At 69.5% G+C, this 16,453-nt stretch carries 16 protein-coding genes; 2 read left to right on the top strand and 14 right to left on the bottom strand.

Going from position 1 to position 16,453, the window contains the following annotated elements; genetic code table 11:
* Positions 1 to 97 precede the first annotated feature (97 nt).
* Positions 98 to 961 carry a 3-methyl-2-oxobutanoate hydroxymethyltransferase gene (gene panB / locus A7V84_RS04875; RefSeq protein ID WP_063491634.1) on the top strand — a complete coding sequence of 288 codons (864 nt, stop codon included), beginning with the start codon at positions 98 to 100 and terminating at the stop codon, positions 959 to 961.
* A gap of 15 nt (positions 962 to 976) precedes the next feature.
* Here panB and A7V84_RS04870 read toward each other — a convergent pair whose 3' ends face one another.
* The 6 genes from A7V84_RS04870 to A7V84_RS04845 are packed head-to-tail and all read right to left on the bottom strand — an operon-like array spanning position 977 to position 4,737.
* Entirely contained in the window at positions 977 to 1,240 is a 264-nt protein-coding gene (locus tag A7V84_RS04870; protein ID WP_025515097.1) for an Ada metal-binding domain-containing protein, read from the bottom strand.
* Positions 1,233 to 1,739 (bottom strand): 2OG-Fe(II) oxygenase, encoded by a 507-nt coding sequence (locus A7V84_RS04865; protein ID WP_025515098.1) that lies wholly within the window; start codon positions 1,737 to 1,739, stop codon positions 1,233 to 1,235. Before A7V84_RS04865 ends, A7V84_RS04870 begins: the two co-directional genes overlap by 8 nt.
* 3 nt (positions 1,740 to 1,742) lie before the next feature.
* The gene (gene ada, locus A7V84_RS04860) at positions 1,743 to 2,798 is read right to left on the bottom strand and encodes a bifunctional DNA-binding transcriptional regulator/O6-methylguanine-DNA methyltransferase Ada (protein ID WP_033534366.1); all 1,056 of its coding nucleotides are present in this window, start codon (positions 2,796 to 2,798) and stop codon (positions 1,743 to 1,745) included.
* Positions 2,795 to 3,364, bottom strand: a complete 570-nt coding sequence (locus A7V84_RS04855; protein WP_063491633.1) for a methylated-DNA--[protein]-cysteine S-methyltransferase — start codon at positions 3,362 to 3,364, stop codon at positions 2,795 to 2,797. The genes ada and A7V84_RS04855 overlap by 4 nt, the downstream gene beginning before the upstream one ends.
* 1 nt (position 3,365) lies before the next feature.
* Entirely contained in the window at positions 3,366 to 4,007 is a 642-nt protein-coding gene (gene alkB / locus A7V84_RS04850) for a DNA oxidative demethylase AlkB (RefSeq protein ID WP_025515101.1), read from the bottom strand.
* Position 4,008: 1 nt separating this feature from the next.
* Positions 4,009 to 4,737, bottom strand: a complete 729-nt coding sequence (locus A7V84_RS04845) for a 2OG-Fe(II) oxygenase (protein WP_063491632.1) — start codon at positions 4,735 to 4,737, stop codon at positions 4,009 to 4,011.
* A gap of 291 nt (positions 4,738 to 5,028) precedes the next feature.
* Here A7V84_RS04845 and A7V84_RS04840 point away from each other — a divergent pair, with 291 nt between their 5' ends.
* On the top strand, positions 5,029 to 5,520 hold the full coding sequence (locus tag A7V84_RS04840) for a 2-thiouracil desulfurase family protein (RefSeq protein WP_063491631.1): 492 nt from the start codon (positions 5,029 to 5,031) through the stop codon (positions 5,518 to 5,520).
* A gap of 9 nt (positions 5,521 to 5,529) precedes the next feature.
* Here the strand turns inward: A7V84_RS04840 and A7V84_RS04835 are convergent, their stop codons facing one another.
* The 8 genes from A7V84_RS04835 to A7V84_RS04800 all read right to left on the bottom strand — a co-directional run bounded on the left by A7V84_RS04835 (position 5,530) and on the right by A7V84_RS04800 (position 16,420).
* The gene (locus tag A7V84_RS04835; RefSeq protein ID WP_063491630.1) at positions 5,530 to 8,235 is read right to left on the bottom strand and encodes an autotransporter family protein; all 2,706 of its coding nucleotides are present in this window, start codon (positions 8,233 to 8,235) and stop codon (positions 5,530 to 5,532) included.
* A 366-nt stretch (positions 8,236 to 8,601) separates the two neighbouring features.
* On the bottom strand, positions 8,602 to 9,387 hold the full coding sequence (locus A7V84_RS04830) for a heme ABC transporter ATP-binding protein (protein WP_063491629.1): 786 nt from the start codon (positions 9,385 to 9,387) through the stop codon (positions 8,602 to 8,604).
* The gene (locus tag A7V84_RS04825) at positions 9,384 to 10,394 is read right to left on the bottom strand and encodes a FecCD family ABC transporter permease (protein WP_033534367.1); all 1,011 of its coding nucleotides are present in this window, start codon (positions 10,392 to 10,394) and stop codon (positions 9,384 to 9,386) included. The genes A7V84_RS04830 and A7V84_RS04825 overlap by 4 nt, the downstream gene beginning before the upstream one ends.
* Positions 10,378 to 11,211 (bottom strand): heme/hemin ABC transporter substrate-binding protein, encoded by an 834-nt coding sequence (locus A7V84_RS04820; protein WP_025515107.1) that lies wholly within the window; start codon positions 11,209 to 11,211, stop codon positions 10,378 to 10,380. The genes A7V84_RS04825 and A7V84_RS04820 overlap by 17 nt, the downstream gene beginning before the upstream one ends.
* Before the next feature lie 7 nt (positions 11,212 to 11,218).
* The gene (locus tag A7V84_RS04815; protein WP_033534368.1) at positions 11,219 to 12,265 is read right to left on the bottom strand and encodes a hemin-degrading factor; all 1,047 of its coding nucleotides are present in this window, start codon (positions 12,263 to 12,265) and stop codon (positions 11,219 to 11,221) included.
* Between the two features lie 55 nt (positions 12,266 to 12,320).
* Positions 12,321 to 14,879: a TonB-dependent receptor gene (locus A7V84_RS04810; RefSeq protein ID WP_025515109.1), complete on the bottom strand. Its 2,559-nt coding sequence runs from the start codon at positions 14,877 to 14,879 to the stop codon at positions 12,321 to 12,323.
* 102 nt (positions 14,880 to 14,981) lie between these two features.
* On the bottom strand, positions 14,982 to 15,911 hold the full coding sequence (locus tag A7V84_RS04805) for a DUF4880 domain-containing protein (RefSeq protein WP_063491628.1): 930 nt from the start codon (positions 15,909 to 15,911) through the stop codon (positions 14,982 to 14,984).
* Positions 15,908 to 16,420, bottom strand: a complete 513-nt coding sequence (locus A7V84_RS04800) for a sigma-70 family RNA polymerase sigma factor (protein ID WP_025515111.1) — start codon at positions 16,418 to 16,420, stop codon at positions 15,908 to 15,910. Before A7V84_RS04800 ends, A7V84_RS04805 begins: the two co-directional genes overlap by 4 nt.
* Positions 16,421 to 16,453: the final 33 nt, after the last annotated feature.

Here is a 16,453-nt window from a genome sequence, read left to right as displayed (position 1 = left end):
GGATTGAAGCGGCGCGGCGCCCCGCCCCTGCGCCTGACAGGGGCGGGGCGCCGCGCCATTGGTGTAGTCTTGCCATCTTCACAAGGAGGAAACCCCAATGACGTCGCCCCAACAAGCTGCGTCCGCGCCCTACGGCGGTGCGGGCCCGGTTCGGAAAATCACGCCACGCCGCCTGCAGGAAATGCGCCAGGCGGGCGAAAAGATCGTGATGCTCACGGCCTACGATGCCACCTTCGCCGGCCTGGCCGCGCAGGCAGGCGTGGACATGGTGCTGGTGGGCGACTCGCTGGGCATGGTGTCCCAGGGCCGCGACAGCACGGTGCCGGTCACGCTCGACGAAATGGCGTATCACACCGCCAGCGTGGCGCGCGGCCTGGCTGCAGCCGGCGGCGGGCCCTTGTTGCTGGCCGACCTGCCCTTTGGCAGCTATCACGGCAGCCACGAGGAAGCGATGCGCAGCTGCACGCAGCTGATGCAGGCCGGCGCGCAGATGGTCAAGCTCGAGGGTGGCGGCTGGACAGCGCCGCTGGTGCGCTATCTGGTCGAGCGCGGCGTGCCGGTGTGCGCCCACCTGGGCCTCACGCCGCAGACCGTGGCAGCCCTGAGCGGCTACCGGGTGCAAGGCCGCGATGAGGCATCGGCTGAGCTGCTGATGCGGCATTCCTGCGAACTGGCCGAGGCCGGCGCCACCCTGCTGGTGCTTGAAATGGTGCCGGCCGCGCTGTCGACGCGCATTACCCAGGCCATGCCGTCCTGCCACACCATCGGCATCGGCGCCGGTGCAGGCACGGCCGGTCAGGTGCTGGTCATGCACGATATGCTGGGCGCCAGCCTGGGCAAGACGCCTCGTTTCGTGAAGAACTTCATGGCCGAGGCGGGCGGAGTGCGTGCAGCCTTCGAGGCTTATGTGCGCGAGGTGCGCGAGCAACGCTTCCCCGATGAGGCGGTGCACGCCTGGTAAGGCGGGCGGCCGCGCTCAGCGCGCGGCCTTCCAGAGCGCGTAGTCGGCCGGCAGGCAGACGGCGCAAGGCCGGTAGCCGGCGCGCACCGCGGTGTCGGCATCGGCAAAGAAAACCCGTTGGCTGAGATAGCCGCCGCGCGCCAGCGCGCGCAGCGCGGCGGGGCAGTCCAGCCGGCCATAGCGGCGGCCGGCGCGATGGCCGCCCAGGGTGCCGGGCGTGTCGCTGCGATAAGGGCGGCCCTCGCCATCGAGCAGGCGGTAGCGTCCGGGCTCAGACATGCCAGTGCAAGGTGGCGGCCAGCCGTTGGCCGCGCAGCACCGTGCCTGCACCCAACCGCAACGTGACAGCGCCCTGGCGGCCCGCCAGCGGGTGGCGCGCGCTGGCGCAGACGGCCACGCTGCCCAGCGTCAGCGGCAGGACCATCGGGCGCGATTGCTGCCTCGGGCGCTGTTGCACGGCCAGGGTGTGGCCGCCGTCGAAGTCCCGGCCCGGCGCCGAGAGCAGCATCACCAGATGCAAGGCGAAGCCGTCAGGCGTTTCGCTGGCCATCAGGGGCAGTGCCTGGCCGGCGTCTTGTACCTGCAAGGCCAGGCGTGGCCGACGCGCCTGCATCCGGCCTATGCCCCAGGGCTGTGCGATGGCCTGCAGGCGTTCGCGCACGGCGTCGGCCCAGTCAGGCAGGCTGCCGGCCTTGATCGCCTCGCGCGCCGCGTCATCCAGAGGCTGGGGCAGCAGCGCCCAGCCTTGCCGCAGCAGTTCGGTTTCCAGGGAGTCCATGGATCAGGCCGCGCCGGTCTGTTCGCGTCGCAGCAGCTCGCGCTTGCGCGCCACGCCCCAGCGGTAGCCGGACAGCGCCCCGTCGTTGCGCACCACGCGATGACACGGGATCGCCACGGCGAGCGGGTTGGCGCCGCAGGCTTGGGCGACTGCACGCGCGGCCTGTGGCATGCCGATGCGTCGCGCCAGCTCCGAATAGGAGACGGTCTCGCCCGGCCTGATCTGCCGCAGAGCCTGCCACACTCGTTGCTGGAAAGCGGTGCCGCGCACATCCAGCGGCAGCGCCAGCGGTGTGCCGGGCGCTTCGATCAGCCCCACCACGGCCGCCATCACGGACTCATAGCCGGCGTCTGCCCCGATCAGTTCGGCGTTGGGGAAACGATCCTGCAGTTCTTGCAGCAAGGCGGCGGGATCATCGCCCAGCAGGATGGCGCAGACGCCACGCGTGCTTTGCGCAGTGAGGATGGCGCCCAGCGAGCATTGGCCGATGGCGAAATGGATGGCGGCATTCACGCCGCCGGCCTGGTAGTCGCGCGGGGTCATGCCAAGCATGCCGTCGGCGGCGGCGTAGAAGCGGCTGTTGGACTGAAAGCCGGCGGCGTAGAGCGCCTCGGTGACCGACGTGCCATCGGACAGTTCCTGACGCACCCGCCGGGCGCGATGGGCCTGGGCGTACTCGCGCGGCGTCAGCCCGGTGGCAGCCTTGAAGACGCGATGGAAGTGATAGGGGCTGACGCCCAGCTCGCGCGCCAAGGCGTTGAGCGACGGTAGCTGTTCGGCGGCCTCGATACGGCGGCAAGCCTGTGCGACCCAGTCGGCGCGGGTCTGATCCACGCGCAGCCGGTCGGCAGCCCTGCTGGGACGGTAGCCGGCCGCCTCGGCGGCTTCGGCGCTGGCGAAGAACTCGACATTTTCCGGGCGCGGCAGCCGCGCGGCGCTGCTGGGGCGGTTGTAGACGCCGGTGGTCTTCACGGCATAGACGAACTGCCCATCGGCGCGGGCGTCGCGGGCCAGCACGGCGGCCCAGCGCGGATCGGTTTCGGTGGCATTGGCAGTCATGGCGCACTCGCATGGGGATCGGGATGGCTGCACTTTACGGTGCCGGTCGGCCCGGCGCACTCCGCGGCTTGCGATTGAATTCCGGGCACGCCTTCGTGGCGCAGCAGCCAGGCCTTGCGCGCCACGCCCCAGGCATAGCCGGCCAGCCCGCCATCATGACCGACCAGGCGGTGGCAGGGGATGACTAGGCCGATGGGGTTGGCGGCATTGGCATTGCCCACGGCGCGCGGGTGGCGGCCCAGTTGCGCACCCAGCGCCCCGTAGCTGCGCGTCTGCCCGGGCGGGATGCGGCTGACTGCCCGCCAGACGGTCTGCTGCCAGTCGCTGCCGGCCAGATGCGGGACCAGGGCTTGCAGGGCGTCCAGCCGGCCGGCGAAGTAGGCCGCCAGCGCCTGGGCCAGGGCGGCAGGGACGGCGGCATCGGGCAGCGCCAGCCAGCCGGCCAGACTCGGTCGGCGTGCCGGCGCATCCAGGAACTCCAGCGCATGGAGCCGTTGCTGCGCATCGCTGACCAGCAGCACCGCGCCCAGGGGCGTGTCGAGATGGTGGCGTTGCCGGCCCAGCATGTCAGCCTGCCCGGCGCAGCGTGAGGTTGATGCGCTGGCGGCCCAGGCGCGGATGCAGGCCGTCGGCCAGTGGCAGCACGCCGTGAAAGCGCAGCCGGTCGGCGCCGCCCCAGACTGCGACGTCGCCATGTTGCAGCAGGATGCGCCCGGGCCTGACGTTGCGTTGCAGGCCGCCGAACAGAAAGGTCGCCGGCAGGCCCAGGGAGATCGACACGATGGGCGCGTCGAAGTCGCGTTCGTTGCTGTCCTGATGCAGGCTCATGCCCGCGCCCGGCGCGTAGTGATTGATGAGACAGGCGTCGGGCTGGAAGTCTGCAAAGCCGGCATGCGCGGCCGCTTCGGCAGCCAGCTGCATGAACAGGGCCGGCATGCCTGGCCAGGGCTGGCCGCTCAGCGGATCTTCCGGGCGGTAGCGGTAGCCCCGGCGGTCGGTGGTCCATCCCAGCCGGCCGCAATTGGTGATGGCCGCCGACATCCGGAAGCCGCCCGGCGTGGTCATGTGGCGCGGCGGGGCCAGCGCTTCGATGTCCTGCAGCGCAGCCAGTATTGCGTCGACATGCGGCAGGGCCAGGCCCGGCAGGACGCAGGCCTGCGGGCCCAGGGGGATGCGGGTATCGCTGTCGGCGAACAGATCGGCCTGCATGTCAGGATGCGTCGTGAAAAATGATGCCCAGCGTATGGCGCTGTCCGCGCCGCACGGTGCTGACGCCATGGCGCAGCGTGCGCCGCTGCCAGCCTCGCACGGCGGCCGCCGGCCGGTGGCGCACCGCGAAGATCAGCGCGTCGCCCTGGGTGAGCGGCACCACGTCGGCCTGCGCAGGATGGCCGGCGCGCTGTTCGGTCATGACGAACTCGCCGCCCTCGAAGTCAAGGCCGGGCTGCGACAGCAGCACGGCGCATTGCAGGGGGAAAACCCATTCGCCATACAGGTCCTGGTGCAGGCAGTTGTAGTCGCCGGGCCCATAGCGCAGGATGAGCGGAGTCGGCCGGGTCTGTCCGGCGGCATGGCAGCGGGCCAGATAATCGGCATGTTCCTGCGGAAAGTCGGCAGCCTGACCCAGGCGCGCGGCCCACTCGCGCGCCAGCGGCGCCAGGCGGCGATACAGCGCCGCCCGCCAGAGTGCCAGGGCCGGCGGCAGGGGATAGGCGAAATACTGGTATTCCCCCTGGCCGAATCCGTGGCGCGCCATCACGATGCGCTGCCGGTAGCGCCCGGGCGCAGCGTCGTAGGCCTGCGCCAGGGCATGGCACTCGGCCGGACGCAGAAGCGCGGGCAGCACGGCCCGGCCATGCCGCTCCAGGCTGTGGCGCAAGGCGTCCCAGTCATGGGCGCGCAGGCGTTGGTCGATGCGTTGGGCGAGATCGTCGGACATGGCTACAGGGCAGAGGTTCGACATCAGTCTAGACCGCCGTGCGCGCCGGCGCATCCCGCCGCTTGCGTTCGAATTCCGTCATGGGTGCCGCGTCGCCGCGCCTGCCCCAGGGCTTTTCGGGGAAAATAGCGCTTCGCGCCATGACGTCAGGATAGCCGTGAGCACCGCCAGCATTTCCTTCGCCTGCCCCGTCGGCCCCGAATGGGCCGATGCCTTCCCGCGCCCATTGCCGCAGCGCGCGTGGCGCGCCCGGGGTTGGTCGCGATGCGCGCCGGCCATGAGGGCCGGATCATGAGGCGGGTGCTTGTCAGCGCCTGTTTGCTGGGCCAGGCCGTGCGCTACGACGGCCGCGATGCCGCGCGCTCGCATCCCATTCTGCAGCGCTGGGCCGACGAAGGTCGCATCGTGGCGCTTTGTCCCGAGGTGGCGGGCGGCCTGCCCATTCCCCGTCCGGCTGCCGAAATCGAGCCCGGCGCCGATGGCCAGGCGGTCTGGCAGGAGCTGGCGCGTGTGCGCGTGCGCGATGGCGGCGACGTCAGCGAGGCCTTTCTGGAGGGGGCCCGCCAGGCGCTTGCGCTGGTGGGCCGCCACGATATCGCCGTGGCGGTTCTCAAGGAGGGCAGCCCCTCGTGCGGCAGCGGTTACATCTATGATGGCCGCTTCCAGGGGGGGCGGGTGCCCGCCATGGGCGTGACGGCAGCCTGTCTGGCCCAGGCCGGCTTGCCGGTGTTCAGCGAACACCAGCTCGAGGCCGCCGACGCCTGCCTGCGCGCTGCCGGCTGAGCGCGCGCCTCAGAAGGCCCAGCGGGCTCGTAACGTGGCGCGGTGTTGCTGCGAGCCGGCACCGAACTCGCCGCCATAGTCCAGGCCCAGCGTGGCGCGGCGGTTGAGGGCCAGATCGCCACCGAGTTCCACCAGCACGGCATTGCGCGCGATCCCGTTGCCGGCCACCGTGAAGGGCTGGCCGCCATTGAAGGCCAGCGTGTTGCGCGGAGTCAGGTCGCCGGTCATCAGGCGCCAGCCTACGTTGGCACGCAGTGCGGCAGCTTTGCTGCCGACCTCGGTATTCCAGATGCCGCGCAGCCCCAGCGTGGTGCTGAGGTTGCTCTGGCTCTGGGCTTGTCCTTGCAGGGCGGCGATGCCGCCGGTCTCGTTGAAAGCCCGGGTGCGCAGGTTGCTCCATGACAGGCCGGCATAGGGTTCAAGGCTGGCGCGCGGCGACAGCGGCATGAAGTGGCTCAGCTCGGTGAAAAGCTGCCAGGTGCTGGCGCCGTGGTGGGCCCTGAGCGTGGCCGGCAGGCCGGCCCGCGCCATGTCGCGTCGGGTGTTGATGTCGTGCCAGGTATAGGCCGTGCCCAGGATGAGATTCAGCTGGCCGCGCCCCGTGTCCCAGTGACGGGCGCCGTAGAGCGAGGCGCTGTAGTTGTCGATGGCGGCTTTGGCACTGCGCGAACTGACCTGGACCCCGGTGTGGGTCAGGCCCACTGCCGCACCCAGGCGCCACTGGGGCGAGATGGCGCGGTCGGTGCCGATGAACACGCCGCCGGTGTTGGCGCGGACCTCGGGGTTGCCTTGCCGGGCATTTTCGCGCTGCCAGATGCCGGTTACCTCGGCCCACATGGGCAGCGCGGCAGACGATGGCAGGGCCGAGGCCGGCAGGCCGCCGGACGATTGCGCCAGCGCAGCCCCGGGCAGCAGGCCGGCGTTCAGGTTGGCGCGCAGGAACTTCATGGGCAAGGCGGACTGCGGCGAAGCGGCAGCCATACCCTGCAGGGCCGAGGCGACCGAGGTGAGCGAGTCGCCGGAGAGTTGTTGCAGAACTTGCGGCGCGGGCCCTTCGGCAAGCGTCAGCACATGGCGGTAAAGCGGGTCATTCTGGTTCAGCGATTCGAGACCGCGCCCCGCTGATCGTGCGTTGCCGGTCGAGGCCACAGCATCGAAACTGGCTTTCTTGTGCAGCGTGACGGTGGCGGTTTTGCTGGTGTAGCCGACGGTGCTGGCGAGGAAGGCGCCCGCGCTATGGGTCTGTACCGATTTGAAGGTGCCAGTCAGGGTCGGGCTCTCCAGCACGGTATACGGTTGGCCGAGCTCGAAATCGCCCCTGGCGGTCACGCTCAGTGTGGCATCGTTGATCTTTGCGGCGCCGCTGGCCTTGAGCTGCGGCGTTTGCCGGCCATCGAGCGTCACGGCCAGCAAGGCGCCGGGGGCGAGCGTGAAGGTGCCGTTGACGTCGGCCGGCGTGGCGCCGACGACGAGGCTGCCGCCCTTGTTGATGGTGGTGTTGCCCAGCTTCCCGCTGCCGGACAGCAGAGTGCCGCCCTGGCCGACCGACAGATCGCCAGTGAGCGTGGTCTGCTCCAGCGCCAGCGTGCCGCCCGTGACCGTGGTTGCGCCGGTGAGGGTCTGTCCGGCAAGCACGGTGTAGCCGGCCTTTTGCTCGATGGCGGCCTTGCCGTCGATCTTGGCCGTGAAGCGATACTGGCCCGATGTATCCAGGTGATTGAAGATCAGTTTCTGCTTGCCGCCATCGTGCTCGAACTTGATGCCATCGTTGCCGGTGTGGCTGCCCTCTTCGTCGGTGATGAGGATGCCGGGGGCGGCGGCGGCCTGCCGGCCACCGATGACGAGCGTGGCGTTCTCGCCGCTGAGCGTGAGCGTCTTGTTCAGCTGCAGCGTGCCGCCATCTTCAAGGACGATCATGGCCTTGCCGCTGGCCTTCAGGCGCAGGCTGACCAGTTTTGAATCTGCCCCGGAAATGTGAAGATCCAGGTCCTTGAGCGACACCGACTCGTCTTCGGGGTTCTTGTCCTGGCCGACCGTCAGCGTCGCTCCTTGTTTGAGGACGATCCGGGCCTTGGTGTTGTCGCCGCCCGTGAGCTTGGTGGCGTACAGGCTGCCGCCGCGCTCGACGAGGATCTGGTTCAGGCCGGTGCCCTCGAGCGTGATCACGCCCTGGCTGTCGACGGCCTCGCCCGCATGGGTCACCACCCCCTCGTTCGACACCTTGAGGGTGCTCGCATTCAGTTTGATTCCGGCGGTGGAAAATAGCAGCTCGCTGTCCTTGCCATCGACCGTGAGCGCGCTGTTGCTGAACGACGCGGTTTTATGGGAGAGGTCGAGTGTCGCCCCATTCTGGACCAGCAGGGCGGCGGGCCTGGCGCCTGCGTCGGCGCTGCCGGCCACGGTGGTCTCGCCTTCGACGGCCAGCTTGCTGCCCGCGCCGCTCAGGCTAAGGGTGCTGGCGCCGTGGCTGCTGTCCGTGATCTTGAAGGCGCCGATGCTGCGCACCTTGGCGCCGCCGAGGATATTCAGGGTGCCGTTCTTGAGTGTCAGGGTCTGGTAGGTGTGGTCGCCACTCTCGATTTTCTCGTTGGTGCTGTTCAGTGTCTTTTCTTCGGTTTCGGCAGTCGTGACCCTTTCTTGGGCAGTCGCGGCCAGGGGCAGGGATAGCATCAGCCAGACCAGTGGCTTGAGTGGGAATGCGGGCGCAAGCGGCATGCGTCTTCTCCGGAAATAGGGAATAAAAAAGCAAACGCGACCCCAGGGTCATGCTTGCCTCAGTCAGGTTGAGAGAAGGAGGGGGAGCCGTTCAGGCTCGGCTGCGGTCTGCGATCGGCATGGTTGGGGGCGCGAGTGATGAACGACGACGTAGCCTGAGAAGATAAAAACCACGACGGCCTTGCGTCCCAGACCAGGGGAGCAAAGCAGACCAGATCGATGGGGTGTCCGGTTTCTCGGATTCGTCGCTCGATAGCGCTGGAGACTTCGTTGCGTCTCAGAGGATCGGCGGAAGGCGGCTCGCCCCGGCTTGAGCGGGGCGGCCGCAGCGCATTCTGTCGGGGTTGCGGGCGCGCAGACTGTGCGTCAGCGCATGAGCACCAGCAGCGCGCCGGCGTCCAGCGGATGCGGGATCACGTCGGCGGAAACGCCATAGACATGGCGCAGATTGGCCGGCGTCAGGACTTCGGCCGGCGTGCCTTCGGCTACCGCCGCGCCATCGGCCAGCAACATGAGGCGATCGCACCAGTGCGCGGCCAGATTGACGTCATGTGCGATGACCATTACCCCCGCGCCCTGCTGGTGCGCCAGATCGCGCGCCGTGCGCAACAGATCGATCTGGTGGCGGGGGTCGAGATTGGAGATGGGTTCGTCGAGCATCAGGTAGCGGGGCTGGCCGCCAGGCGCGGCCTGGCATTGCGCCAGCACCCGGGCGAACTGCACGCGCTGCTGTTCGCCACCGGACAGTTCGAGGTAGCGCCGTTGCGCCAGATGGCTCACGCCGGCCTGTTGCAGCGTTTGTGCGCAGAGCTGGTCGAGCTGCGCGGGGCTTAGCTCGGGGAAGGGATAGGCGCCCATGGCGACTACCTCGCGCACGCCCAGATCGAAGGAGAGCGATGGCTTTTGCGGCAGCACGGCGCGTTGGCGCGCCTGTTGCGCAGCGCTCAATTGGGCAAGCGGCCGGCCGTTGAGGAGCACGCTGCCCGAGTCGGGCTTGAGCTCGCCGCTGAGCGCGGCCAGCAAGGTGGATTTGCCGGCCCCGTTGGCGCCCAGCAGGCCCACCATGGCGCCGGGCTGCAGCGTCAGGGATACCTGTGTGAGGATGCGTTGGCCGCCCCGGGCCAGGGTGAGGTCTTGTGCGTGCAGGGTCATCCGATTCGGCGTCCGCGAGCCAGCAGCCATAGAAAGAAGGGGCCGCCCACCAGCGCTGTGACCAGGCCGATGGGCAGTTCGGCGGGCGCCACCACCAGCCGCGCCAGCCAGTCGGCCAGGGCCAGGGCAAGCGCGCCGGCCAGCATGCTCGCCGGCAGCAGCCAGCGATGGTCGGCGCCCAGCACCATGCGCACCAGATGCGGGATGACCAGGCCGACGAAGCCGATGCCGCCGGTGGCTGCCACCAGCGGGCCGACCACCAGCGCGGTCACCACGATCAGGCGCCGGCGCAGCCGAGCGAGGGCGAAGCCCAGGTGCTGGGCCTCGCGCTCGCCCAGCAGCAGCGCATTGAGCGCACGCCACTGGCGCATCAGCCAGAGGCACCAGAACAGCGTCCAGGGAGCCAGGAAACCCAGCAGCGACCAGCGCGCCGCGCCCAGGCTGCCCATGTTCCAGAAGGTCAGGTCGCGCAGCTGGGCGTCGTTGGCCATGAAGGTGAACAGGCCGATGAAGGCGCCGCAGATGGCGTTGATGGCGATGCCGGCCAGCAGCAGCCCGGCCACCCCCGGCGCGCGCTGGCCCAGCACATAGGCGCAGGCAGTGGCCAGCAGGCTGCCGACAAAGGCTGCGCCAGCGGTCAGCGCGAAGCCGCCCGCGCCCAGTACGATGGCGGCCACCGCGCCGAGGGCGCCGCCCAGGGAAATGCCCACCAGCCCGGGTTCGGCCAGCGGGTTGCGAAACAGCGCCTGCATCACGGCGCCGCACAGCGCCAGGGCCGCGCCGGTCATCAGCGCGAACAGCACGCGCGGCAGGCGGATGTCCCAGATGATGTTGTGCCACAAGGCGTCCTGGCCCTGGACTGCGCCGGCCAGCAGGCGCGGCAGCGCTGCCAGGGGAATCGGGACGGCGCCGCTAGCGGTAGCCAGCAGCAGCACGGTGATGAGCGCCAGCGCCAGGCCGGCCAATACCCAATGCGCGCGTCGCGCCGGGTCAGTCAGGGCGGGCATGCTGGATGCAGGGGGTCTGTTTCAGGAGGCGTACGGCCTGCGGCAGGCGCGGGCCGGTGCCCAGGGCCAACAGGTCATCCATGACCACGATGCAGTTGCGTTGCGCGGCTGGCGTCTGGGCCAGCCCGGGGCTGCGGGCAAGCGCCTGCACGCCGCCCGAGGCCTCGGCCGAGGAACGGGTGATGATGAGCACTTGCGGCGCCAGCGCGCCGATGCCTTCGGCCGACACGGGCTTGTAGCCCTGCTGCGCCTGCAGCACGTTCTGCAGGCCTGCCAGCGCCATCACGAGGCTGGCTGCGGTGTCGCCGCCGGCGGCCAGGGGCGTGCCGCTGCGGTTCATGAGCAGGGCGGCGCTGGCGCCGGCGTCCGGCAGCGCCCGGACCTGCTGCAGATCCTCGCGGACCTGCGTCAGCAGCCGCTCGCCTTCCTGGGGCACCTGCAATGCCTCGGCGATCTGGCCGATGCGGGTTTCCAGCGATTGCAGCGATGGCGCGTCCGAGACGCGCAGCACCTTGACGCCGGCGGCGGCCAGCCGCTCCAGTGTGTCGGGCGGGCCGGCCTGCTCGGAGGCCAGCACCAGATCCGGGCGCAGGGCCAGCACGCCCTCCAGGGGCAGGTTGCGGTAATAGCCTACCCGGGGCAGGCGGGTGGCCGCTTCAGGATAGATGCTGGACTGATCGTTGCCCACCAGCTTGTCCTGCTGGCCGAGGGCATAGACGATCTCGGTGACGCTGCCACCCAGTGTCACCACGCGTTCGGCCGCCTGTGCCGTCAGGCCCAGGCAGGCCCCCATCAATACGCCCAGCAGTCTCTTCATAGATACCTCAAGCGGCCAGCGGCTGCGCGCACAGCCCGAGCATCAGCTCGCGCCAGGCAGGCAATTCCGGTTTGCCGGGTTTGCGTTCGCCAAAGAATTGCACAATCAGATCGCCATTGTCTGCATAGAGTTCCAGCGACGTCACCCACCCGTCGGAAGTCGGTTTGTTGACCACCCAGCTCTGGGCGATGCTGTCGGTGTTCAGATGCAGATTAAATCGCGGATCGAGCACATTGAACCAGGGCCCGGTGCGCCGCAGGGTCTGCACCGGACCGGTGTGAATCTGGATCATGCCGCGATTGCCGACGAAGCACATGATGGACAGGCCGCTGGCGGCCGCCTGGGTCAACATGCGTTCGACGGCATCGGCAGGCACCGGCTGGGCCAGGTCGCTGCCGGCTGCCTGCAGTGCGGCCAGGCGGCTGAGCCCGAACTTGCGCAGCAGGGGAAAGAACTCGTGCGTGTCGGTCATGGCCAGCCAGGCGTCGCGCCAGGCCTGCGGATCTTCGGCCTGGAGCCGTTCTTCGGCGGCCTCGATGGCGGCAATCTGCGGCCAGGCCGGCTCGGCGGCAAAGCGGCCGACCAGGGTTTCCCAGGCCTGGGCATCGGTCTGCTCCAGACGGTAGACCTTGTGTACGGCCACGCCCTCGCCGTCAAAGAACTGCAGGCTGTCACGGCCGTCCTGCGAGACGGCCCAGGCAGACTTCCAGTGGGCGAAGAACACCCGCAGGTCGATATCGGGGCCCAGCACCAGACCGACCGGGCCCTTGGCCTGGATGTCTTCGTAGCGGCCGTGGCGCTCGTGCACGCACCAGGCATTGCGGGTCAGCGCCATCACTTCGCCCAGGGTGCCCAGTTCGCGGAAGATGGTTTGTGGCTCGCCTTCCAGGCGCGTGACGCGGGCCGAGCCACAGCCGGCGGCGATCCACTCGGCTTCGCTCACGCCCAGGGCCTGGGCGGCATTGCGGGCGCGTTGTCCGGGTTGGCCGGCGACAAGGGCGTCATGGCGGGCGCGCAGGGCGGCGGCACGTTCGGCGAATGATTGATCGGTCATGCGGCTTTCTCCTAAATCCGGCGGACGGGGGCGACCCCGCCCGCGCCAGGGGGGGTCAGAATTGATAGGTCAGCGACAGACGCGCGCTGCGCCCCGGTTCGGTGTACCAGTCGGCAGGACGCGGCAGCGCCATGGCCCCGGCCGTGGGAACGTTGATGGCTTCCCAGTATTTCTTGTCGAACAGGTTGAATATACCCAGTTGCCACTGCAGGCCCTTGACGCTGGTCGGTCGCCAGTACGCCATCAGGTCGGTCACGCCATAGCCCGGGGCACGGAAATCGGGGTTGGCGGCCGAGGCGCCGTACTCCACCCGATCGCGCTGGCGGGCCGCCGTCAGTTGCGCCTGCACGCCCCAGTGCTCGCGACTGTAGCCCAGCCCGACGATGGCCTTGAGCGGCGGCACCGAGTTCACGTGGCGGCCGGTGCTCTGGTCCTTGCCGACGGCCCAGGCCAGCGAGGCCCAGCTGCGCCAGCCCGGAGCGAAGCTCCAGTGCGCCGAGGCCTCGGCGCCGTAGATCCGCACCCGGTCGCGGTTGACCGTGCCGGTCACGCCCATCGGATAGAGGCCGTTCCAGCCGGGTTGCCAGTGCGGCGAGGCCGGATCCAGCGGCACGCCCTTGTCGATGAAGTTCTGATAACGGTTGTCAAAGGCTGCCACCGAGCCGCCCAGGGTGTCGTCGCCCAGTTTGGCGCCCAGTTCCCAGCCCTTGCTGGTCTCGGCCTTGAGCGTCGGATTGCCCACGCGCAGATAGGTCCCCGGGCCGCCGTAGTTGGTGTAGAGCTCGCTGGCGTTGGGGGCGCGGTAGGCGAAGCCGTATTGCGCATAGAGCGTGAGCTGCTCGCGGGCCTTCCAGGTGCCCAGCAGTCGGGGCGAGAAGCGTCCGCCCGAAGAGGCGGCCGGCAGGCTTGCCGCCGCGTTGCTGTTGTTGTCGTAGCCCCCGCCGCCCTGGGGTTTTTGCTCGTAGTGGTCGTAGCGCAGCGAGGGCGTGAGCGTGTAGCGTCCGCCGTCGAACCCGAATTCATCCTGGACCCACAGCGCGAACTGGCTGCCCTTGACGCGCGGCATGTCGGCCTGGTTGGTGTGCAGGATGTCGCAGGCGCGCGGGCCCATGGGGGCCGGCAGGCCAGGGGGGATGGGCGGGCAATTGTCGTAGCCGTCGGAATATTGCTCGCTGCGGTTGCCGATCCACTCGCCGCCCAGCGTCAGGCGCTGGGTGACGGCCCCGTCGAACTGGCGGGTGACTTCGCCGCTTGCGCCAAAGCGGGTTTCGCGGATGGTGTTGTCGCGCCCGAAAGCGCCGTTGGGATAGCCGTAGCGGAAGGGGTCGCCCGGAATGGCGTTGGCGCGCGCATCCACGCCGCGTTCGCCGTTGAGCGCCTGCCCCAGCGTCAGGCGTTGCCAGTAGATCACCGCCTTGGCGTTGTCGATCAGGCCGCCGGCCTGGGGGGCGGCATATTGATAGTCCAGCGAGAGGCGTTCGCGCTTGGCGGTCTTGCGGGTGCTGTTTTCCCCGTAGAGGTAGCTGGTGCCGGCGCCCTGCTCGAACATGCTGTCCAGGTCGGCGGTGCGCTTGAAGTACTCGCCCGTCAGGCCGATGCGATGGCCGCCATCGATGCGCTGCTGCACCTTGGCCAGGAATTGCTCCTGGCGGTAGCGCTCAGGGGTGGGTTCGCTGCGCGCGGCGCCATAGCCGCCGACATCGCCGCGATTGTCCAGTGCATGGCCGCGCCGGGCGCCGGCCTGCAGCAGCCAGCTGGTGTCGTCATGCACGCGCCCGGCCAGCGCTGCGTTGGCGCTGCGGCTGGTATCGGCCGAGTCGTAGTCGAGCTTGGCCAGGCCGCCGAATCGGCGCCCCTCGGTGAGCAGGTCATCGGGCTCCAGGGTGCGCAGTTCGGCCACGCCACCGAGCGCGCCCGAGCCGGTCTTGGCGGAGTCCAGCCCGCGCACGATGTCCAGTCGAGACAGGCTGTTGAAGTCCACGGCATCCAGGCCGCCCTTCACGCCGCGCGCCCCGTCGTCCAGGAACGGCAGGCGGATGCCGTCGATGCGGGCCACCACGCGATCCTGGTCCAGACCCCGGATGTTCAGGCTGTTGTTCTGCCGGTTGAAGGCCACGCCCGGCTCCAGCCGCTTGCCGACGTCGCTCCAGCTACGCGCCATGGCGGCATCCAGCGTCTGGCGCGAGATCGTGCTGACCCAGGCAGGCTCCTGGCGCGGCAATCGACCTTCGACCGGGATGGGCTGCAAGAGCGGCACGCCGGGGCGCAGCACGTAGGCGCCGCCGGCCTGGCGCGTGGCGTTCAGGGGGCTGCCCGCCAGCAGGCGTTGCAGGGCCTGCTCGGGGCTGTAATCGCCCTGCAGGCCGGGGCTGTGCAGGCCTGCCACCGCCGACGGTTCGTACAGCAGGGTGATGCCAGCCTGCTCGGCAAAGCGCGTAAGCGCCTCGCTGAGCGGTGCGGCGGCAATGGCGTATCGTTGGTGCGCAGCCTCGTCCGCCCGGGTCTGGGCAGGCAGCGTCAGGCCCAGCAGCAGGGCGGCCAGGGTGGCGGCGCTGCAGCGCGCCAGCAGAGGAGCTGCGCCCGCTTTGGCGCAGGGGGAAGAGACGGGTGCCATGTGGTCGTTCCGGTGGAGGTATGAGGTTGCCGTTACCTTCCATGACCCGCGAGGCGCTCAAACCGGACAAAAGTTGCCTCACTTTTTTGTAACAACACCCATTCAGACCTCGCGAGGGCCGATCACGACCCAGTACGCGCTGCGATAGCGCACGCTGACAGGCAGCAGTGCGGGCAGCGCCCGCAGGATGCCGTCGGTGTTGTCGAGCTGGAAAACCCCCGAGACACGCAATGCGGCCACCGCCGGGTCGCAGCGCACCAGGCCCGGGCGGTGGCGCGCCAGTTCGGTGGTGAATTCGGCCAGCGGCAGGCCGTCGGCGTGCAGCACACCGCGCGTCCAGGCCGGTTCGGTGCCGGGGGGCGGGGCCAGGGGATGCAGCGTGGTGGCGTCGAACCAGACGGCGGCCGGTGCGCTGAGGGTCTGACCGGCGTGCAGACGGGGTTTGAGCCAGGCCTGCCCCTGGTAAAGGGTCAGCCGGGCGCCGCTGTCGAGCAGCCGCAGGCTGTAGCGCGCCAGGCGCGCGCGCACGTCGCCGCTGCGGCTGGCGATCACGCTCGGGTTTGCGCCAGCCTGCACATAGACCTCGCCCTGGCGCAGCAGCAGGCCGTCGGCAGTCAGGTCGACGGCGCTGCCGCTGTTCAGGCGCACGGGGGTGCCGTCGGCCAGCGTCAGCGCGCGACGTTCGCCGACCGCGCTGCGGGCATCGGCCAGCAGCCCGCTGGCTTCGCCGCCGCGCCAGGCCGCCCAGGCCACCGGCGGCGCGATGATGAGGGCCGCCAGCGTCTTGAGCGCGGTGCGCCGTGCGCCGTTCGGGCGGCCCAGCGTGGCGCGCGCCAGCTCCGGTGGCAGGCCGCCCAGCAGGTGCCGGATCTGCTGGGCGCGTTGCCATGCCTGCTCGTGCATGGCGCTGCGTGCGCGCCAGCGTTCACAGGCGGCGGTGTCGTCCAGGCTGGCCTGCCCCGAAGACAGATGCAGCATCCAGCGTGCCGCTTCGCGCGCCACCCGGCGATCGATCGGGGTCAAGGCGCTCATGGGGCGTCCAGCGCCATGATGCATTGTTCGTAGGCCTGCAGGATGTGGCGCTGCACCGTGCGGACCGACAGACCCAGCCTTGCCGCGATCTCGGTCTGGGGCAGGTGCTCGATCTGGGCCAGCAGGAAGATGCTGCGCGTGCGGGCAGGCAAGGCCGCCAACAGCGCGTCGATCTGGTCCAGGGTCTGCAGGATCAGCAGGCGGTGTTCAGGCGAAGGCGCGTAGTCGGGTGGCATGGCCGCCAGCGCGTCGTCGTAGGCGCGTTCCAGCGAGCGGCGGCGATAGTGGTTGAGCAGCAGCCGGCCGGCAATCGTGACCAGATAGGCGCGCGGCTCGCGCAGGCCGGGCAGCTCGTAGCGTTGGCGTAGTACGCGTACGAAAGTGTCCTGTGCCAGGTCAGCCGCATCGGCGTGGTTGCCCAGCTTCTTGCGCAACCAGCCCTGCAGCCAGCCATGATGATCGGCATAGAGACGGTGAACATCGTTCTGGATGGCGCTGGGATAGGGCACTGCTATTTACCAATGCGAATGAAAATTGCTCTC

Source organism: Bordetella trematum, from assembly GCF_900078335.1.
Taxonomy (GTDB): domain Bacteria; phylum Pseudomonadota; class Gammaproteobacteria; order Burkholderiales; family Burkholderiaceae_B; genus Bordetella; species Bordetella trematum.
The sequence above is the reverse complement of the archived record's forward strand: the minus strand, read 5'-3'. Positions and strand labels throughout refer to the sequence as shown.